Source organism: Enterobacter cloacae complex sp. P12RS (assembly GCF_014895875.1).
In the GTDB taxonomy this organism is placed as follows: domain Bacteria; phylum Pseudomonadota; class Gammaproteobacteria; order Enterobacterales; family Enterobacteriaceae; genus Enterobacter; species Enterobacter bugandensis.
Map to the genome: position 1 here is coordinate 1 of NZ_JADBQO010000012.1, position 18,284 is coordinate 18,284.

Genomic DNA, 18,284 nt, shown 5'->3' on the forward strand with positions numbered 1-18,284 from the left:
GCCGCTTCGTTTTCGCTGCGACGCGGGGTGTGCATATTACGCTTTCCCGCTTCAGAGTCAAGCGTTTATTTTGCTTTTCTCTGCTGACCCGGCGGCGTGTGTGCCGTTGTTCCGTGTCAGTGGAGGCGCATTATAGGGAGTAATTCCGAAGCTGCAAGGATAAAGTGAAAATTATTTACTGACTGCTCACTTTCCAGGCAAAACGCATCCCAGACCTCAATTTTCGCCTGGTTTTTAAACAAAAACGAGCCGCAAGCGGCTCGTTTTTGCGTTTTGTGACTTACTGCACTGCCACAATACGATCGTCGTTGGCTTCCAGACGGATAACTTTGCCCGGAATCAGTTCTCCGGAGAGGATCTGCTGCGCCAGCGGGTTTTCGATCTGCTGCTGAATAGCACGTTTCAGTGGACGCGCACCATAAACCGGATCGTAACCATTCTCGCTCAGCAGCTTCAGCGCATCGTCGGAGATGTGAATTTCATATCCACGCTCTTCCAGACGTTTGTACAGACGCTGCAGCTGGATCTGCGCAATCGACGCAATGTGTTTTTCACCCAGAGGATGGAATACCACCACTTCGTCAATACGGTTAATGAACTCCGGACGGAAGTTATGGCTCACCACACCGAGCACCAGATCCTTCATATGGCTGTAGTCCAGCTCACCGAAACGTTCCTGAATCAAATCGGAACCCAGGTTCGAGGTCATGATGACGACCGTATTACGGAAATCGACCGTTCTCCCCTGCCCGTCTGTCAGACGACCATCATCCAGCACCTGAAGCAGGATGTTGAACACATCCGGATGCGCTTTTTCCACCTCATCCAGCAGGATGACGGAATAAGGACGCCGGCGCACCGCTTCGGTCAGGTAGCCGCCCTCTTCATAACCAACATATCCCGGAGGCGCACCGACCAGGCGCGAGACGGAGTGTTTCTCCATGAACTCGGACATGTCGATACGCACCATCGCATCGTCGCTGTCGAACATAAAGTTTGCCAGCGCTTTACACAGTTCGGTTTTACCGACACCGGTCGGCCCCAGGAACAGGAACGAACCGATCGGGCGATTTGGATCGGAAAGCCCAGCACGGCTACGGCGAATAGCGTTGGAGACCGCTTCAACCGCCTCGTCCTGACCAATCACCCGCTGATGCAGATCCTGTTCCATACGCAGCAGCTTATCGCGTTCGCTTTCCATCATGCGCGCCACCGGAATACCGGTCCAGCGAGCGAGCACTTCGGCAATTTCGGCATCCGTCACTTTATTACGTAACAGACGCATGGTTTTGCCTTCAGACTGCGTGGCGATCTCAAGCTGTTTCTCCAGCTCAGGGATTTTGCCGTACTGCAGTTCAGACATACGTGCCAGGTCACCCACACGGCGAGCCTGCTCAATGGCAATTTTGGCCTGTTCGAGTTCCGCTTTAATGGTCTGCGTGCCAGAGAGGGAGGCTTTCTCGGCTTTCCACTCTTCTTCCAGCTCAGAATACTGGCGCTCTTTATCGTCCAGCTCTTCATTGAGCATATCCAGGCGTTTCTTACTGGCTTCATCAGACTCTTTTTTCAGCGCCTGCTGTTCCAGCTTGAGCTGAATGATGCGGCGGTCGAGTCGGTCCAGTTCTTCCGGCTTCGAGTCAATCTGCATACGAATGCTCGACGCCGCTTCATCGATCAGGTCGATTGCTTTATCAGGCAACTGACGATCGGCGATATACCGATGCGAAAGCGTCGCCGCCGCAACGATGGCCGGGTCAGTAATCTGTACATGGTGGTGCAGTTCATAACGCTCTTTCAGACCACGCAGGATCGCGATGGTATCTTCAACGCTTGGCTCAGCAACAAACACTTTCTGGAAGCGACGTTCCAGAGCGGCATCTTTCTCAATGTACTGACGATACTCATCAAGCGTAGTGGCACCGACACAGTGAAGTTCACCACGCGCCAGCGCAGGTTTCAGCATGTTCCCGGCATCCATTGCGCCGTCAGCTTTACCGGCCCCGACCATGGTGTGCAGTTCGTCGATAAACAGAATGACGTTGCCTTCCTGTTTCGCCAGGTCGTTCAGCACGCCTTTCAAACGCTCTTCAAACTCACCGCGGTATTTCGCCCCGGCCACCAGCGCGCCCATATCCAGCGCCAGTACGCGGCGGCCTTTCAACCCTTCCGGCACTTCACCGTTTACGATACGCTGCGCAAGCCCTTCAACGATGGCGGTTTTACCGACCCCCGGCTCACCAATCAGTACCGGGTTGTTTTTGGTACGACGCTGCAGTACCTGAATCGTACGGCGGATCTCTTCGTCACGGCCGATAACCGGGTCAAGTTTGCCCTGCTCGGCACGTTCGGTCAGATCGACCGTAAATTTCTTCAAAGCCTGACGTTGGTCTTCGGCTCCCTGATCGTTCACGCTTTCACCTCCGCGCATTTTCTCAATCGCCTGAGTCACATTGGCGGTGGTCGCACCGGCAGATTTCAGCAGTTCGGTCAAGGTACCGCGTGATTCAAGCGCCGCCAGAACAAAGAGCTCCGACGAAATAAAGTTGTCCCCACGTTTTTGCGCCAGCTTGTCGCAAAGGTTCAGCACGCGCACCAGATCCTGAGACGGCTGCACATCGCCGCCGGTACCTTCTACCTGCGGTAAACGGCTCAGAGCCTGATCGATAGCGGTGCGTAACTGGCCAGCATTAATGCCAGCAGACGTTAATAAAGGACGTACCGATCCCCCTTCCTGATTCAGCAAGGCGCTCATTAAATGAAGAGGTTCGATGAATTGGTTGTCGTGCCCCAGTGCAAGGGACTGGGCATCGGCGAGAGCAAGCTGGAATTTATTAGTAAGACGATCCAGACGCATAACTCCTCCCATAACAGGTCAAATTTGCTACTGGAGATTAAATGAGGTCATCCCTCAATTATTCAAGGTTAATGACCTGAATTATGTGAAAAGAAAACGGCACGTGCCGGATCGTCTTGATTCTTTAGGTTATATCAGCCAAATGAAACTTGCCATACGACCCGTCGTCTTGTCGCGGCGATAGGAGAAAAAATCACCCTTTTCGGTGAACGTACAGCGATCGCCGCCGAAGATCTGCGTTACGCCAATATTATTCAGACGCTGGCGGGCAAGCTGGTAAATATCCGCCAGATATTTTTCCCCGGCAGGCAGGAAGGCCTCAATGGCTTGCGGATCTTTTTCCATGAATGCTTCGCGAACCTCCGGCCCCACTTCAAAAGCACGAGGGCCAATCGCCGGACCTAGCCAGGCCATGATATTGGCGGGATCATCATTGAAGCAGGCGACGGTCTCTTCCAGCACGCCCTCGCATAAGCCACGCCAGCCCGCGTGCGCTGCTGCTACCTCCGTACCGGCACGGTTACAAAACAGAACCGGCAGACAATCGGCGGTCATTACGGCACAAACCGTACCCGGCGTATTACTGTAAGAAGCATCGGCGCGTTTGGAAGCGTAAGGTTCTCCCGTCAGCTTCAGTACCGCTTTGCCGTGAACCTGCTCCAGCCAAACCGGCTTCGACGGCAGATTTCCCGCAGCAAACAGACGCGTGCGGTTCTCTTCAACGTGTTCCGGGCTATCGCCGCAGTGCGCACCGAGGTTTAAAGACTCCCACGCGCCCTGGCTCACGCCGCCAATACGGGTCGAACTACAGGCGGCCACGCCTGCAGGCAGCGGCCACTCCGGGACAATCAGTTTGGTCATAACCAGTCCACTTGATCCTTATGTTCTTCGAAATCGGCACGCATGGCATCAATGAGTTCCACCATATCCTGCGGGATAGGCGCATGCCATTCCATCTGGATACCACTGATCGGGTGATAAAGACGCAGCATGGTCGCGTGCAGCGCCTGACGATCGAATTTACGCAGTACGCTGATGAACTCATCCGACGCGCCTTTTGGCGGACGCGGACGACCACCGTACACCTGATCCCCCACCAGCGGATGGGTAATGTGCGCCATGTGTACGCGGATCTGGTGAGTACGACCGGTTTCCAGGCGCAGGCGCAGGCGGGTATGAATACGGAAGTGCTCCATAATGCGATAGTGCGTCACCGCCGGTTTACCCATCGGATGCACCGACATATGGGTACGTTTCGTCGGGTGACGGCTGATCGGCTCTTCTACCGTGCCGCCAGCGGTCATGTGTCCAATCGCCACCGCTTCATATTCGCGAGTAATCTCACGCAGCTGCAGCGACTCCACCAGACGGGTCTGAGCGGGAACGGTCTTCGCCACCACCATCAGACCGGTGGTGTCTTTATCCAGACGGTGAACGATGCCTGCACGTGGGACATCCGCAATCGGCGGATAATAATGAAGAAGTGCGTTAAGTACCGTACCGTCTGGATTCCCTGCGCCCGGATGAACAACCAGGTCGCGCGGCTTGTTGATCACCAGAATGTCATCATCTTCATAGACGATGTCCAATGGGATATCCTGCGGCTCGAAGCGGATTTCCTCTTCGATTTCAGCATTGATGGCAACAGCTTCCCCACCAAACACTTTCTCTTTTGGTTTGTCCCAGATCTTGCCGTTTACCAGCACGCGCTGGTCAAGGATCCATTCTTTTATGCGTGAACGCGAATAATCAGGGAACAATTCAGCCAAAGCCTGATCTAAGCGTTGACCGAGCTGATTTTCGGAGACTGTTGCGGTAAGTTCTACTCGTTGTGCCATAAACTGCTTCTTTGTTTAACGTTGGGTTTTACGGCTTTGCCGTTTAATATAGTGTGCTATTGTAGCTGGTCTTAATCGGGAGCAGGAACAGAGTTTCTCCCGGACAAACATTTGAGGAAAGTCAAAACGTCATGACGCGCATGAAATATCTGGTGGCAGCGGCCACGTTGAGCCTGGCTTTGGTGGGCTGCTCCGGTTCGAATGAACAGGTCCCTGACAATCCGCCGAATGAAATCTATGCGACTGCACAACAAAAGTTGCAGGACGGTAACTGGAAACAGGCGATAACGCAACTGGAAGCGTTGGATAATCGCTATCCATTTGGTCCGTATTCGCAGCAGGTACAGTTAGATCTTATCTACGCCTACTACAAAAATGCCGATCTGCCGCTGGCTCAGGCAACTATCGATCGTTTCATGCGTCTGAACCCGACTCATCCTAACATCGACTACGTCATGTACATGCGCGGCCTGACCAACATGGCGCTGGACGACAGCGCCCTGCAGGGCTTCTTCGGCGTAGATCGCTCCGACCGTGACCCGCAGCATGCGCGTGACGCCTTCAATGACTTCTCTAAACTGGTGCGCGGCTATCCAAACAGCCAGTACGTGACCGACGCGACCAAACGTCTGGTGTTCCTGAAAGATCGTCTGGCGAAATATGAGTACTCCGTTGCGGAATACTATACCCGCCGTGGCGCATGGGTTGCCGTGGTTAACCGCGTAGAAGGTATGCTGCGTGATTACCCGGATACTCAGGCAACGCGTGACGGCCTGAAGCTGATGGAAAATGCTTACCGTCAGATGCAGATGACCGCTCAGGCTGAAAAAGTGGCGAAAATCATCGCCGCGAACAGCAGCAACACGTGATAGCGTTTCAATGCAAAACGGCAGCCCGAAGGCTGCCGTTTTTTTATTCAATTCAGACATCCGCTGAAGCGCTTTAGCCTCAACACATCCCGTCAACTATGACCGTAATTCGTACCTTCCACAAGGTAAATCTCATCTCTTCCTGCCCTGCCTCACAAAAAAGATTCCCTGACAAAAACCGACAAAATAACGTGATCTAAATCACACATTTTGACATTAGGTCGGGTATGCTGGAATCACCAAGACGGAAAGACAAGAGGTAAAATTTATGACAATGAACATTACCAGTAAACAAATGGAAATTACTCCGGCAATTCGCCAGCACGTCGCAGACCGTCTCGCCAAACTGGATAAATGGCAAACACATTTGATTAATCCACATATCATCCTGTCTAAGGAGCCCCAGGGTTTCATCGCTGACGCAACTATCAATACTCCAAACGGCCATCTGGTCGCCAGCGCAAAACATGAGGATATGTACACCGCAATCAACGATTTGATCAACAAGCTGGAACGGCAGCTCAATAAAGTGCAACACAAAGGTGAAGCCCGTCGCGCCGCAACGTCGGTGAAAGACGCCAGCTTCGCGGAAGAAGTTGAAGAAGAGTAATCCTTTAAATTGAGTGTACCGCCAACGCGCCTTCGGGCGCGTTTTTTATTGACAGGGTGAAAACAGTACGGGTACTTTAACGGTATCAATCACAGGATGACTTTATGAAACTTACGCCGTTCTTCTTCGCATTCTTTTTTACCTTCCCCTGAACGGGAGGCGTTTCGTCGTGTGATAAAGAATGCGAAGACGAACAACAAGGCCTCCCACACCGGGGGGCCTTTTTTATTGATAACGATAAAATGAGACAGGCAACACTATGACACCGGAAAACCCGTTACTGGATCTGCGAGTAAAAATCAGCGCGCTGGATGAAAAATTACTGGCGCTGCTGGCCGAACGTCGCGCCCTCGCCGTTGAAGTGGGCAAAGCCAAGCTGGACTCCCATCGCCCGGTGCGTGATATCGACCGCGAGCGCGATCTGCTGGAGCGTCTCATCCAGCTCGGTAAAGCGCATCACCTCGATGCCCATTACATCACCCGGCTGTTCCAGCTCATCATCGAAGATTCCGTTCTAACCCAGCAAGCGCTACTCCAGCAGCATCTCAATAAAACCAACCCGCACTCGGCGCGCATCGCCTTCCTCGGGCCTAAAGGCTCCTACTCTCATCTGGCCGCACGCCAGTATGCCGCACGTCATTTTGAAGAGTTTATTGAGAGCGGCTGCGCAAAATTCGCCGATATTTTTAACCAGGTTGAGACCGGCCAGGCGGATTACGCCGTGGTGCCGATTGAAAACACCAGTTCCGGCGCCATCAACGACGTCTACGATCTACTGCAGCATACCAGCCTGTCGCTGGTCGGCGAGCTGACGATCCCTATCGATCACTGCGTGCTGGTCTCCGGTTCAACGGACCTGAACACGATCGAAACGGTCTACAGCCATCCGCAGCCTTTCCAGCAGTGTAGCCAGTTCCTGAACCGCTATCCGAACTGGAAAATTGAGTACACCGAAAGCACCTCGGCGGCAATGGAAAAAGTAGCGCAAGCCAACTCCCCAACCGTTGCTGCGCTCGGCAGCGAAGCGGGCGGCGCGCTGTATGGCTTACAGGTTCTGGAACGCAATCTTGCTAACCAGACGCAAAACATTACCCGCTTCGTGGTGCTGGCCCGCAAGGCAATCAACGTGTCAGACCAGGTGCCGGCGAAAACCACGCTGCTGATGGCGACCGGCCAGCAGGCGGGCGCGCTGGTAGAAGCCCTGCTGGTGCTGCGCAACCACAATTTGATCATGACCAGGCTGGAATCACGCCCAATCCACGGTAATCCATGGGAAGAGATGTTTTACCTCGATATCCAGGCCAACCTGGAATCTGCATCCATGCAGAAAGCCCTGCGCGAACTGGGTGAAATTACCCGTTCAATGAAAGTGCTGGGCTGCTATCCGAGCGAAAACGTCGTCCCGGTCGATCCAAGCTAGCATTCGATAAAACGGCTTTTCTTCATCCCTGCCACATTAACCGGCAGGGTGAAGACGGCTCCGGAAAGCGGATACTTCGCCACCTCCTCCGCATCCATATTTTCCCGCGTGGTGGTAATGAACAGCGTTTTCATATCATCGCCGCCAAAGCAGACCATCGTCGGGCAACGCACCGGCATGCGGTATTCTTCCAGTTGCTCCCCTTGTGGAGAAAAACGCGCGATACGCCAGCCGTCAAACTGCGCGCTCCAGTAGCAGCCTTCCACATCCATCGCCGCACCGTCCGGTATCCCCTCGCCCTCTTTAAACTGACGAAACACCTCACGCCTGCCGGGTTCACCCTGTTCATCAAGCGGGGTACGGAAGATCACACCGTTGGGCGTGTCTGAGGTAAACATCCACTGCTTATCCGGGCTAAACGCCAGGCCGTTGTGCCCGTGGATATCGCACTGGATCACCTTCGGCGTCAGGTCGTTGTCGATGCGCATCAGCAGCGCGCCGTTGTAATCTCCCGGCCCCCAGAACGTGCCCGCATAGAACCGGCCCTGATGGTCGGTGCCCCCATCATTAAAACGTGCGAGCTGCGGGTTTGAGGGGTTATCACACACCTTGCGGCGCAGCAGTCCGTGTTTATCGGTTAGCCAGATGCCCGTGCGCATCGCAACGATAAAACCACCCTGCTCGCGCAGCGCGAAACAGCCGACCTCCTCGTGGAAAGAGAGCACGGTATGTTCCGCCGTCGGCAGGTGGTAGCGGTGGATCTCCCCTTCCAGAATATCCGCCCAGTAAAGCGCATTTTCTTCTGCGCTCCACGTCGGGCATTCGGGCAGATGCCCGGTGTAGTTCAACAGCAGCTGCGGTTCAGCCATGACAGTTCCCCAAAATGAAAAAAGCCAGCATTGCTGGCTTTTACCATATAATGCGTGGGTGTGGTTTATCAATCACTTACAAACATCCACTAATAAAAACAGTAAGTTAAAAAAAGCTGCAACCATCTGGAACCGTTTCAAATACCCCGAAGTGTGGACGCAATGTGGACACTCCGGGGTGAGCAGAACCTACAGCGATATTCCTCCTGAAAGCGGATTCAATGCAACGGCATTTTGCAGGTACTCCGGCGAAAGATGTGCATAGGTCATCGTCTGTTGGATGTTTGCGTGACCCAGTATTTGCTGTAATGCAATGATGTTACCCCCGTTCATCATGAAATGACTTGCGAAGGTATGACGCAAAATATGCGTTGCCTGATTTGCAGGAATATCGGGTTTAACCATCTTGAGCACCTTGCAAAAACTCACATAATCGACGTTGAACAGATTCCCGCTGGCTTTCTTCTTTATCAGCGATTCAAGCTCAGAAGAAATCGGTACAGTGCGCTTTTTCCCGTTTTTGGTTTTCAGGAACGTTACGCGCCCGTTTACTATCTGTGCTGGTTTGAGTGTTACCAGCTCTGACCATCGTCCACCGGTACTAATCCCCAACAGGGCAACCAGCAGGTCATCTCCTGTAAATGACTTAAGCAGCAGCGCAATTTCCGCTTTGTTTAGGAAAGCCATTTCCGGGTTAGCCTCTGCCAATGGTGGCAGACCATGAACGGGGTGCGCGCCCGCAAACTCTTCAAGTTGAATCAGCTTCGTGAACATGCCTGATAAGCGGTACATGTCACGGTTTATCGTCGATGCGCTTACACCCTCACTAAGCCGCGTTGAACGGTAATCCATAAGTATTCTTTTGCTTAACCTTGTAACAGGTATGTCACCCATATCACCGATGGTTTTAAGCAAATGATTAAACTCCTTCGTTCCGCGCTCATGGTTCTGGCCGTAGTACTTCCACCATACGTCCAGCAATTCTGAAAGCGTTCGGCGATCAGCTCGCTTACCCGCCCATTCTTTAGTATTAGCGTTCACCAGCGTATAGCGTTCGAATGCTACCGCTTCGGCTTTTCTTTCAAACTTCCGGCGGATGCGACGTCCTTCGCGCCCACGCGGTCTAATGTCCACTTCATATCGCCCATCATCAAGCTTCTTAATTGACATAAGAAAGCCCTCCGGTGGGGTTGTAACTATCTTGGTAACAAAGAGTGAAAATGTAATGCTTATATATAGTTAGCCAATCTTCTTCTCGGAGTGGTCTGATTTTGTTGGTTCTTGCCCATTGTGTGCGAAAGCCGGTGCGATCTGACCAGCTTGCGGGGCGGTTTTATCTGTCATTAACCAAAGCGTGTATTTCTGAAAGAGGGGAGCGTTAGTCACTCGAAGCACAACACTTAACCCTGGCTCCTTTTGCCCACTTTCATAGTTCTTGATTGTTCCTAAAGCTATCCCGCTCAGTTCACTGAATTTAGTCTGAGTTAACCCTTCGGCTTTTCTGATGGCTTTTAATTTTTCAAATGTCTGCATTTGACAGTAACCTATTGGTGACTTATATTCCCCATCTAGGTAATCAATGGATTACCTTTTCGGGCGTGAGTCCAGCACCTCAGGAAGCATCCTGAGCCGTTTTTAAGCCGCTGGATCCTGCAAGGTTAGCATGTAACCAGATGAGAATGGAGACTGTAATGGAAGCGAATGACTACGTTATTCAGTACCCGCTTGATGCGGTGCACCCCGATAAGTTCGCAGAACTGCTAGGAAAACCCCGCACCGCAGTAGCTGCAATGATTGAAAAAAACAAACTGCCTGTTGTCGAATTCCGCGATCCGACAAAACCAAAAGCCCGCGCCGGTGACAAGCTGGTTTATGTACCTGAGTTCAATCGCGGTGTGCGAGAAGCGTTTTATAACCGCCCGGTAGAGCAGCGTGATGCGTGGTTGTTGTGGATGGGGCTATGACTATGAAAGAACCACGTTGCATCGCTCAGTTACTCCGTAACGAAAGCCCGAACCCTATTAATTTCACGATCACCCATGGTCGGGGGCGTAAAGGCATCATCATCCGTACCCGTAAGCCTGGTATTTTGGCCGTCGTTGTTAAGCGCATCATGAAAATCAGAGAGGTGTCAAAATGGCTGTGATGACTCTTGATTTAGTACAAAAACAACCTGCAGCTCTGCGCGTAGTAATCGGCAAGCATCTTGCAGAACCACGCTGGCAGGACTCCTGCGATTTTTATAATCAGATGATGGAACGTGATCGCCTGACGGTCTGTTTTCATGCTCAGCTTAAACAGCGTCACGCGACCATGCGTTTTGAAGAAATGAACGATGTAGATCGTGAGCGCCTCGCCTGCGCGATTGACGAGCTGCGCGGCGCATTTTCTAAACGTCGTCAGGTCGGAGCCAGTGAATCGACGTATATAAGTTATCTGACAGTAAGCCAGCGTCGCACTTTATTCCTTCATGCCGGATTAACTGAGAATGAATTTAATCAGCCTTACTGGCGTGTTAATGAGGATTCATGTTATTGGCGGGAAAAATTATTCCGTGCGCTACGTGAGTTATTCAGCTTATTTGAATATGCCCCAACTATTTTAACCTCAGTTAAGCCTGAGCAATATTTGCATTAATTAACTCGCAAACTTTTTTACGCGCTTGAATGCGTGGGACATCTTTTTGTCTGGAATCGGGTAAATGAATAAACAAATATCAGCACCTCGCAGCAACATCAAAGCTCTACTGGCTCAGGCCGCAGGCGAGGCGCAGTTAGTCGCCGCGACCCGGTTCGCGTCTGCGCTTGATTCTCTGATAGCTCACATTTGCAAGTCTGAAATGAATCGCACGGAAATCATCGAGCTGTTAGGGCAGGAATCCGAAAAGCTGCACAATTCTATTTTGAATCAGCAATAAACTATCAGGGGTTTTATGAGCATTAATATTGTTATCGAAAATAAATTCGTAATTACCAGCGACCAATTCCAGTTTATTTTGCAGGAAAAGAAAATCGCTAAGTCTGGAAAAAATGCCGGTAAAGAGTGGCTCGATGCCGTTGGCTATTATCCAACAATCAGCAAGCTCGTTTCCGGTCTGGTGCTGCATAATATTTTAACCGGTGAAGCTCGTCAGTTTTCAGAGTTAGAGAAGCAGGTCGAGCATATAGGTCAAAAATGTCTGGAAGCATTCACTGCTAATGGCCGTTGAGACCCGGGGGCGCGTTGCCCCCTCGCCACCCCCACCACTAACAAAAAGCACCGGTGAGAATTTCGTCGGTGCTTATCCGTGGAACAAATCCCGCGAGGCCATTGGCCGCGACAGACCCCTTACACGTGCCGAACTCCGTCAGGTGCAAGGTGTTTTAAACCGTATTGACCGCCTGCCGTTTTTCCTGCAAACGCTGTTTACCTCGCGTTATAACTTCATCCGCCGCACAAAGAGCCCTTTGGGTGGGCTATATTTCCTCAAAAACACTTTTGAGCGCAAGCTGTTGCCGCGTCTTGAGCGTGTTAATGAGCTGTGCGGGATGAATGAATCCGCCTCGATTGGTTTTCTGTCCGAGCGCGACCAGTATGCGCGCTTACCAGATATGAATGACAAAGAACTCAGGAAATTTGCGGCCAGAATTGCCTCTCAGCTCTGGAGCAAATACGAGGAGTTAAGCGATGCCTGGGCGGAGGCGCACGGCGGGAAAGAAACACTTTTCACCGATGAAGCTCAGTCGCACCTATACGGGCAAGTGGCCGGTGTTGCTCACGCTTTTAACATCACCCCTATCTACTGGAAAAAATACCGTAAGGGTCAGATGACGGTCCGCATGGCATTTTCCGCTATTTCACGACTGATTAAAGACGAGTGGTGGGTTAACCAGCTCAAGGCGCAGCGTATGCGCTGGCGCGAGGCGCTGCTCATCGCTGCCGGTGAGGTCAACAAAGACCGCTCCCCCTACGCCAGCAAAATGGCGATCCGCGATGTTCATGCGCGCCGCCTGGCTAATCTCGAATTCCTGAAATCCTGCGAGCTGGAAAACAAAGTTACCGGCGAACGTATCGACCTCATCAGCAAGGTCATGGGGAGTATTTCAAACCCTGAAATACGTCGCATGGAGCTAATGAATACCATCGCCGGGATTGAGCGCTACGCGGCCAGCGTTGGTGACGTGGGGATGTTTATCACGCTGACCACTCCATCGAAGTATCACCCGACCCGTCAGGTTGGCAAAGCTGAAAGCAAAACTGTGCAGCTCAATCATGGCTGGAACGAAACCGCATTCACGCCAAAAGACGGCCAGCGCTATCTCTGCCGAATCTGGAGCCTGATGCGTACCGCTTTCAAGGATAACGATTTGGAAGTGTACGGGATGCGCGTTGTCGAACCGCACCACGACGGCACGCCTCACTGGCACATGATGCTGTTTTGCAAACCCGGTCAGCGTAAAGCCATCAACGAAATCATGCGTCGTTATGCCCTCAAAGAGGACGGACACGAAAAGGGCGCGGCAAAACAGCGCTTTGAGTCCCGTCATCTTAATCAGGGCGGCGCGGCGGGTTATATCGCTAAATACATTGCCAAAAATATCGACGGTTACGCGCTCGACGGCCAGCTCGACCACGACACCGGCAAGCCCCTGAAAGATACGGCCGCAGCCGTCACCGCATGGGCGTCTACATGGCGCATCCCGCAGTTTAAACCAATTGGCCTGCCGACAATGGGCGCTTACCGCGAACTGCGCAAGCTGCCGCGTGGCGTGAGTATTGCCAGCGAGTTTGACGACAGGGTCGAGGCTGCGCGAGCGGCTGCAGATGCAGGCGAATTTGACCAGTACATCATCGCGCAGGGTGGAGCAAATATGCCGCGTGATGCTCAGGTCGTCAGGGTCGCTCGTAAGGTGACGGATGAGGTCAACGAATATGAGGAAGATATCGAGAGGGTTGTCGGGATTTATGCCCCTCACCTCGGGGCTCATCGTGTCCATGTAACCCGTACAGCCGAATGGCGCATCGTTCCAAAAGTTTTGGCCGTTGAGCCTTTGACTTTAAAAAGCGGCTCTGCCGCGCCTCGGAGTCCTGTCAATAACTGTGGAAAGCTCACCGGCGGTGGCGATCCAGTTATGACCCCTACACCGTCTGAGCAAGCCGCAGCGGTGTTAAATCTGATTGAGAGCGGGGTTATCGGTTGGAATGAGCCGGACGTCGTGAAGGTGCTTAACGGGGCGTTAAAAGCTGGCGCACCGCGAAAAAATCGGCAGCAAAGAAGTAATGCGCCGCTCAAAACCAGCGAGCAAGCGCCATCAGCAAGGATGACAAAGCCCGAAAGGGATCGCGTCGCAAAAATTCGTTTCGATTTGGCTCAGGAGGGCATTACCCCTGAACGTTGGGAGCTCGACGCGCTGGCGCGTGGGGCAACGGTGATTTATGGAGATAAAAAATTCAAATATCCGGCTGTTGATGAGTGGCCGGGATTTTCAATGCAAGAGGAATGAAGTCAATGAGCAAAATTCACGATTTAGAGATTTTACCGTCACAGTTTGAAGTGATCCGTAGCGGTGAAAAGCGAGGTTTGTGTCGGTTTAATGACCTCGCTTATGCGTGCGGTGATGTCATTAGGTTACATGAGTGGGAACCGGAAAGCGGCTATACCGGGCAACGTGTGTTAGTCAGAGTTACAGACGTCACTGATTTAAGCGAGTGTGCGGAAAATTATGTAATGTTGAGTTTCCAGTTAATTCTTGATGAACCTGCCACCAATAAGAACTTGATGAACTGGAAAGAGCTAAGCGAGAGGGGGCTGGTTTTCAGAATAAATCACGAAATATTACATCCGTTAGGGCTGGCTGTTGGTTATGAATCGACTGGTGGGGTTTCGGCTGGTGCTTTCGTCGCTGATGATGGTGTCTGGCAATATTCTGACGAGCTGGTCGCAGAAGCGAAAAAAAACGGGTGGTTAAAATGACTAAATTACATCGAGAGGCACCCCGGCACAGAACCGACAGTATCAAATTGATGGCAATCGTCCATCGCTTGCAACAGATTATGATTAACGAAAATCTGACTCCTGACGAGCTGGTCGGGTGCGCCGGTATCGTAAGAGATAACCATCGCAAATATAGCGACATCAGCAATACGAAAAGTGAGGTGTTCGCACCGGCAAAGGGTCCTAGAATTCCGCCACCACGGCGACCGTAAAAACAGCGCCGGTGCTGAAACTTGCTTTCAGTGCCGGTGGTGTTGAACAACGAGCCCGGCGAGGCGTTAGCATTTTCCCCGAAAACCTGCTAAAAATACTGTATGTGCATACAGTATTTGTTGGAGGGGATTATGGCAGGTCATGACTTAAATTTTCAGGTGGTCTATCGGGGCGAGACCTTAGAGTATTACTGCCCCGGAGGGTGGGTTTTCTTCCAGCGGCCTAAAGAGTGCGGCGGCGGGTACTGGTTAGGGCGCACGTATGACAACGTTTTTATGATTGAATACGAGCGGCCTGTATCACTCAATGACGGCATGAGCTACTTAGACACTCTGCGAAAAGTAGAGGCAAAAAGTAACGAATTTGACGCGAATTTTTCACTGTTTTAGCTCCGCATGCATCAGGTGCATGAGTTTGCATTCGTTTTTTATTTCAGGATTCGCCAGTCAGCGCCAGTGCTGGCGCGGCTCGGCGCTCCTGATGCACCTGCATTAAAAGCGACCCGTTAAGCGGGCAGGCGAGGCGGGGATAGCACTGCGCGCCAGCCGTGGTGGCAGGATTTATTTTGCGCGTCTGTGCGCGTCGTAGCGGCGCGCTGAGCGGTGAGGTCGAATCCAGAGGCGGTGGCGGGGATGCGTGGCGTGTGCGGCGTCTGGTGAGGTCTGAGGATGTGCCGCCCGCAGGCGGCATTTTGGGCGGGGTTACTCGGTATCGATGTTGTAATCTTTAAAGCGGATCACCTCCATCCCTAACCAATCGTTTATCTCTTTAAAACGCTCCTGCAGCGGCGTCAGCTCGTTACGCACAAATACCCGCGCCACCTTCTCAATATCCCCCATCGAGCCGATATTTTCAGGCTTGCCGCCCATCAGTTGAAACGGCACGCGATGCGCGTCAAGCAGGTCAGCGGCGCTCACCTTCTTAATGTTAAAAAAATCATCTTTCGTGGCGACTTCACTCAGCGGCACGATCTTAATGCCGTCCGGTTTCCCGTTCGGAGCATAGAAAAACAGGTTTTTGAAATTACCGAGCCCTTTTGAGTCACGCATGGCTGAGCGCAGCGCCTCGACGTCGGTACTACTCTGCGCCGCGTCGGTCACGTACATGATGTAACCCGCATGCGCGCCGTTCTGGTAATACTTGCGGCGAAACAGCGTGGCGGACTCATTCAGCCAGGCGGAATTGAGCGCGCTCAGGTATTCCGGCATCCCGTAGAGCTCCTGATTGATATCAGGCTCAAGCAGGTGAAACACCGAACCGGGGGCGAACTGGTGCGGATTGGTAAAGCTCGACACGTACCAGTAAACGCCATCCTCGACACCACGGCGGGTGTATTTGGCCGGGGAAGTTTCAAGTTTAAAGAGCTGGCCGGTCACGCTCATGCGCTTTTCGAGATAGCCGTTTGCAAACACCAGATAATCAAGCACAAGGCGGCTGAAGTCCTGACGCGACAGCAACGGGTGCGGGATAAAAGTGCTGGTCAGTATGTTGCGCTTGACGTAAATCGGGGAGCTGTGGTGTACGGCGGCGCGCAGGCTTTTCGCCAGCCCGGAGAAGTTGACCGGCGGCTCGTACCACTTCCCGTTATTGATACACTCGACATAGTCGAGGATGTCGCGGCGATCCAGCACGGGCGACGGCTCACCAAAGGTGAACGCCTCCATTTTCTGCGGCGCGCTGGCGGTCATGCTGGTCTGTTTTGGCTGTTTCTTTTGGCGTTTTTTCATCTTAGTTAATATCCAGAATGGAGCTTGATTGCATACCGCTACCGGCGGAAAGCGGCTCGTTTAACAGGGCGTGCATGGTCGCCCACGCGATATCCGCGTGGCTGGCTTCCTCGCTGCGGCTGGCTTCATAGGTGGCGCTGCGGCCGCTGCTGGTCATTGTTTTGCGGATAGCCATAAATGACTGAGTGATGTCGGTCGCACCGGCGTCATATTCCAGACACCCGCGCCTGATGGTGTCTTTCGCTTTCAGCACCATTGCGGTTTTCATTTCCGGCGTGTAGCGGATGGCGCGCGCCGCCGGGAAGAATGAGCGCACGAGCTGGTAAACACCCTGACCGATGCCGGTCGCATCGATGCCGATATAGTCAACGGTGTATTTCTCGGTCAGCGCCCGGATGGCCTCGGCCTGCGCGGCAAAGTCCATGCCTTTCCACTGGTGACGCTCAAGGATGCGGAACTTGCCACCTGCAACCAGCGGCGGAGCCAGTACCGCACAGCCTGCGCTGTCGCCGGTGTGTGACGGGTCGTAGCCAATCCAGACCGGTCGCCAGTTAAACGGACGGTCAGCGAACGGCTCGAAGTCCTCCCATTCTTCCATCGCATCGACCATGCAGCGCTGCAGCTCCTCGAACGGGAATACCGACGCCTTATCGTCAACGAACTCGCACATAAACAGGTTACGAAAGTCATCTGCGCTGTTTTCCTGCTTAAGCTGGTCGAGGTTAAACAGGGTGCAGCCTCCGGCGAGCGCGTCCTCAATGGTGACAATCTGCCGCCACTGTCCATCACCGCATAACATGCCCCCGGCAAGCGCCTGATGACTGATGTCGATGTCGACACGTTCGTCGCGGTTGCTGCGGCCACGGTTAAACAGCTCGCCTGACCAGAACGGGTAAGCGCCGTGCGCGAGCGTCGACGGGGTCGAAAAATAGGTTGTGCGCAGGTGAGATTGTGACGCCATACCGGAGGCGACTTTGCGCAGCTTCTGAAAATTGGGGATCCAGAAAATTTCATCGACATACAGGTCGCCGTTGTGGCTCTGCGCGGTGTTGGAATTTGTCCCGAGAAAAATCAGCTCAGCCCCATTGTTGCCGATGACGATCGGGTCGCCTGACAGGTCGACGTCAACCAGACGGGCAAAGGCGATAATGTACTTACGGAACACGTAAGCCTGCGTTTTACTTGCCGACAAAAATATCTGGTTTTGCCCGGTTTTGAGCGCGCGCAGGAGTGACTCGCGGGCAAAGTAGAACGTCGCGCCAATCTGGCGTGATTTCAGGATGTGGCGGATGCGGTGCTCTAAGCCCGCTTTATGCCAGCGGAGCTGATACTCAAACGACTGTTCGAAGAAAATCTCTTCCAGCTTCTCTATAGCCTCCTCGCTGAAATAATTTCGTTTCGGCTTTTTGCGATCCCCTTTGTTGCGGCTGGCGATATTGGGGTTTAAATCCACCTCGTTTCCGGTCTGGCCGTAGCGGTTAATGCGCGCAAGCCGCTCCATCTGGCGCGACAGAAAATCAGCGACTTTGAAGTCATGCGCGGTCAGGTCTGGCTTTGCGTAGAGCTGAATAAGCCGCGCCTCTAACGCCGATTCCACGCGGTTAATCGGGGCGGTTTCCTCCCATCCATCGCGCTGTTTCCAGCTCTGCACGGTCGGGCGCTTGAGCTGCAGCATGTCGCAGATTTGCGGCACGGCGAACCCCTGCCAGTACAACAGGCGCGCCTGTCGTCGCGGGTCATTGAGCAGCGAAAGGTCAGTTGAAATGGTCATGCTTGCCTCGTTTCTGGTGTTACGTGGCAAGGCTAAGGAAATGGGGGATTATTCGCGCTAAGTGCCTGTTGTGTCAGATCTAATCAGATCGTAAGCGGTGGCTGACACGGGTCAGAGTCAGGAAACTAAACCCGACCCG

Annotated in this window: 20 protein-coding genes, 1 pseudogene and 1 other annotated feature; of the genes and pseudogenes, 13 read left to right on the forward strand and 8 right to left on the reverse strand. The window is 52.9% G+C overall.

What is annotated here, in order from left to right; translation table 11 throughout:
* Positions 1–280: 280 nt before the first annotated feature.
* The 3 genes from clpB to rluD form a co-directional block, all read right to left on the reverse strand.
* Positions 281–2,854 carry an ATP-dependent chaperone ClpB gene (clpB, locus tag IM284_RS09260; RefSeq protein ID WP_047366676.1) on the reverse strand — a complete coding sequence of 858 codons (2,574 nt, stop codon included), beginning with the start codon at positions 2,852–2,854 and terminating at the stop codon, positions 281–283.
* A gap of 129 nt (positions 2,855–2,983) precedes the next feature.
* Positions 2,984–3,715, reverse strand: coding sequence for a purine nucleoside phosphorylase YfiH (gene yfiH, locus IM284_RS09265; RefSeq protein ID WP_047366677.1), 732 nt, complete (start codon positions 3,713–3,715; stop codon positions 2,984–2,986).
* Positions 3,712–4,692: a 23S rRNA pseudouridine(1911/1915/1917) synthase RluD gene (gene rluD / locus IM284_RS09270; RefSeq protein ID WP_028014116.1), complete on the reverse strand. Its 981-nt coding sequence runs from the start codon at positions 4,690–4,692 to the stop codon at positions 3,712–3,714. Before rluD ends, yfiH begins: the two co-directional genes overlap by 4 nt.
* Before the next feature lie 131 nt (positions 4,693–4,823).
* On the opposite strand from rluD, the gene bamD reads away from it, so the two are divergent.
* The 4 genes from bamD to pheA all read left to right on the forward strand — a co-directional run bounded on the left by bamD (position 4,824) and on the right by pheA (position 7,591).
* Complete coding sequence (bamD, locus tag IM284_RS09275) at positions 4,824–5,561, forward strand: outer membrane protein assembly factor BamD (protein ID WP_023308867.1); 738 nt, start codon at positions 4,824–4,826, stop codon at positions 5,559–5,561.
* 268 nt (positions 5,562–5,829) lie between these two features.
* Complete coding sequence (gene raiA, locus IM284_RS09280) at positions 5,830–6,171, forward strand: ribosome-associated translation inhibitor RaiA (protein ID WP_003863162.1); 342 nt, start codon at positions 5,830–5,832, stop codon at positions 6,169–6,171.
* A gap of 103 nt (positions 6,172–6,274) precedes the next feature.
* Positions 6,275–6,400, forward strand: a sequence feature (Phe leader region).
* The gene (pheL, locus tag IM284_RS09285; RefSeq protein WP_100249759.1) at positions 6,276–6,323 is read left to right on the forward strand and encodes a pheA operon leader peptide PheL; all 48 of its coding nucleotides are present in this window, start codon (positions 6,276–6,278) and stop codon (positions 6,321–6,323) included. Its footprint overlaps the feature before it by 48 nt.
* Positions 6,401–6,430: 30 nt before the next feature.
* Positions 6,431–7,591 carry a bifunctional chorismate mutase/prephenate dehydratase gene (pheA, locus tag IM284_RS09290; RefSeq protein ID WP_028014117.1) on the forward strand — a complete coding sequence of 387 codons (1,161 nt, stop codon included), beginning with the start codon at positions 6,431–6,433 and terminating at the stop codon, positions 7,589–7,591.
* Here pheA and IM284_RS09295 read toward each other — a convergent pair.
* From IM284_RS09295 to IM284_RS23740, 3 genes and pseudogenes are all read right to left on the reverse strand, one after another.
* Positions 7,588–8,460: an SMP-30/gluconolactonase/LRE family protein gene (locus IM284_RS09295; RefSeq protein WP_047366678.1), complete on the reverse strand. Its 873-nt coding sequence runs from the start codon at positions 8,458–8,460 to the stop codon at positions 7,588–7,590. The two genes, pheA and IM284_RS09295, sit on opposite strands and share 4 nt — an antisense overlap.
* A gap of 189 nt (positions 8,461–8,649) precedes the next feature.
* On the reverse strand, positions 8,650–9,630 hold the full coding sequence (locus IM284_RS09300; RefSeq protein ID WP_193055776.1) for a tyrosine-type recombinase/integrase: 981 nt from the start codon (positions 9,628–9,630) through the stop codon (positions 8,650–8,652).
* 219 nt (positions 9,631–9,849) lie between these two features.
* Positions 9,850–9,993: pseudogene (locus IM284_RS23740) on the reverse strand (helix-turn-helix domain-containing protein); the annotation flags it as partial.
* Positions 9,994–10,151: 158 nt separating this feature from the next.
* Here IM284_RS23740 and IM284_RS09310 point away from each other — a divergent pair.
* From IM284_RS09310 to IM284_RS09345, 9 genes are all read left to right on the forward strand, one after another.
* Positions 10,152–10,424: a Cox family DNA-binding protein gene (locus tag IM284_RS09310; protein WP_047634742.1), complete on the forward strand. Its 273-nt coding sequence runs from the start codon at positions 10,152–10,154 to the stop codon at positions 10,422–10,424.
* Positions 10,425–10,426: 2 nt separating this feature from the next.
* The gene (locus IM284_RS09315; RefSeq protein WP_193055796.1) at positions 10,427–10,606 is read left to right on the forward strand and encodes a hypothetical protein; all 180 of its coding nucleotides are present in this window, start codon (positions 10,427–10,429) and stop codon (positions 10,604–10,606) included.
* Positions 10,597–11,097 (forward strand): replication protein B, encoded by a 501-nt coding sequence (locus tag IM284_RS09320; protein WP_193055777.1) that lies wholly within the window; start codon positions 10,597–10,599, stop codon positions 11,095–11,097. Before IM284_RS09315 ends, IM284_RS09320 begins: the two co-directional genes overlap by 10 nt.
* A 64-nt stretch (positions 11,098–11,161) precedes the next feature.
* Positions 11,162–11,377: a DUF2732 family protein gene (locus IM284_RS09325; protein ID WP_193055778.1), complete on the forward strand. Its 216-nt coding sequence runs from the start codon at positions 11,162–11,164 to the stop codon at positions 11,375–11,377.
* 15 nt (positions 11,378–11,392) lie between these two features.
* Entirely contained in the window at positions 11,393–11,668 is a 276-nt protein-coding gene (locus IM284_RS09330) for a DUF5405 family protein (protein WP_193055779.1), read from the forward strand.
* On the forward strand, positions 11,658–13,943 hold the full coding sequence (locus IM284_RS09335; protein ID WP_193055780.1) for a replication endonuclease: 2,286 nt from the start codon (positions 11,658–11,660) through the stop codon (positions 13,941–13,943). Before IM284_RS09330 ends, IM284_RS09335 begins: the two co-directional genes overlap by 11 nt.
* Before the next feature lie 5 nt (positions 13,944–13,948).
* Positions 13,949–14,413, forward strand: a complete 465-nt coding sequence (locus IM284_RS09340) for a DUF3850 domain-containing protein (protein ID WP_193055781.1) — start codon at positions 13,949–13,951, stop codon at positions 14,411–14,413.
* On the forward strand, positions 14,410–14,646 hold the full coding sequence (locus tag IM284_RS23345) for a hypothetical protein (protein ID WP_226838642.1): 237 nt from the start codon (positions 14,410–14,412) through the stop codon (positions 14,644–14,646). The genes IM284_RS09340 and IM284_RS23345 overlap by 4 nt, the downstream gene beginning before the upstream one ends.
* 132 nt (positions 14,647–14,778) lie before the next feature.
* Positions 14,779–15,036, forward strand: coding sequence for a hypothetical protein (locus IM284_RS09345; protein ID WP_193055782.1), 258 nt, complete (start codon positions 14,779–14,781; stop codon positions 15,034–15,036).
* 312 nt (positions 15,037–15,348) lie between these two features.
* Here IM284_RS09345 and IM284_RS09350 read toward each other — a convergent pair whose 3' ends face one another.
* A complete protein-coding gene (locus IM284_RS09350; protein ID WP_062856926.1) occupies positions 15,349–16,374 on the reverse strand; it encodes a phage portal protein in 1,026 nt (341 codons plus the stop codon).
* A 1-nt stretch (position 16,375) separates the two neighbouring features.
* Entirely contained in the window at positions 16,376–18,145 is a 1,770-nt protein-coding gene (locus IM284_RS09355) for a terminase ATPase subunit family protein (RefSeq protein ID WP_193055783.1), read from the reverse strand.
* Positions 18,146–18,284: the final 139 nt, after the last annotated feature.

Excerpts from the sequence above, each read along its gene's own strand:
- clpB (WP_047366676.1), bottom strand. The coding sequence starts at position 2,854 with ATGCGTCTGGATCGTCTTACTAATAAATTCCAGCTTGCTCTCGCCGAT.
- yfiH (WP_047366677.1), bottom strand. The coding sequence starts at position 3,715 with ATGACCAAACTGATTGTCCCGGAGTGGCCGCTGCCTGCAGGCGTGGCC.
- rluD (WP_028014116.1), bottom strand. The coding sequence starts at position 4,692 with ATGGCACAACGAGTAGAACTTACCGCAACAGTCTCCGAAAATCAGCTC.
- bamD (WP_023308867.1), top strand. The coding sequence starts at position 4,824 with ATGACGCGCATGAAATATCTGGTGGCAGCGGCCACGTTGAGCCTGGCT.
- raiA (WP_003863162.1), top strand. The coding sequence starts at position 5,830 with ATGACAATGAACATTACCAGTAAACAAATGGAAATTACTCCGGCAATT.
- pheA (WP_028014117.1), top strand. The coding sequence starts at position 6,431 with ATGACACCGGAAAACCCGTTACTGGATCTGCGAGTAAAAATCAGCGCG.
- IM284_RS09295 (WP_047366678.1), bottom strand. The coding sequence starts at position 8,460 with ATGGCTGAACCGCAGCTGCTGTTGAACTACACCGGGCATCTGCCCGAA.
- IM284_RS09300 (WP_193055776.1), bottom strand. The coding sequence starts at position 9,630 with ATGTCAATTAAGAAGCTTGATGATGGGCGATATGAAGTGGACATTAGA.
- IM284_RS09310 (WP_047634742.1), top strand. The coding sequence starts at position 10,152 with ATGGAAGCGAATGACTACGTTATTCAGTACCCGCTTGATGCGGTGCAC.
- IM284_RS09315 (WP_193055796.1), top strand. The coding sequence starts at position 10,427 with ATGAAAGAACCACGTTGCATCGCTCAGTTACTCCGTAACGAAAGCCCG.
- IM284_RS09320 (WP_193055777.1), top strand. The coding sequence starts at position 10,597 with ATGGCTGTGATGACTCTTGATTTAGTACAAAAACAACCTGCAGCTCTG.
- IM284_RS09325 (WP_193055778.1), top strand. The coding sequence starts at position 11,162 with ATGAATAAACAAATATCAGCACCTCGCAGCAACATCAAAGCTCTACTG.
- IM284_RS09330 (WP_193055779.1), top strand. The coding sequence starts at position 11,393 with ATGAGCATTAATATTGTTATCGAAAATAAATTCGTAATTACCAGCGAC.
- IM284_RS09335 (WP_193055780.1), top strand. The coding sequence starts at position 11,658 with ATGGCCGTTGAGACCCGGGGGCGCGTTGCCCCCTCGCCACCCCCACCA.
- IM284_RS09340 (WP_193055781.1), top strand. The coding sequence starts at position 13,949 with ATGAGCAAAATTCACGATTTAGAGATTTTACCGTCACAGTTTGAAGTG.
- IM284_RS23345 (WP_226838642.1), top strand. The coding sequence starts at position 14,410 with ATGACTAAATTACATCGAGAGGCACCCCGGCACAGAACCGACAGTATC.
- IM284_RS09345 (WP_193055782.1), top strand. The coding sequence starts at position 14,779 with ATGGCAGGTCATGACTTAAATTTTCAGGTGGTCTATCGGGGCGAGACC.
- IM284_RS09350 (WP_062856926.1), bottom strand. The coding sequence starts at position 16,374 with ATGAAAAAACGCCAAAAGAAACAGCCAAAACAGACCAGCATGACCGCC.
- IM284_RS09355 (WP_193055783.1), bottom strand. The coding sequence starts at position 18,145 with ATGACCATTTCAACTGACCTTTCGCTGCTCAATGACCCGCGACGACAG.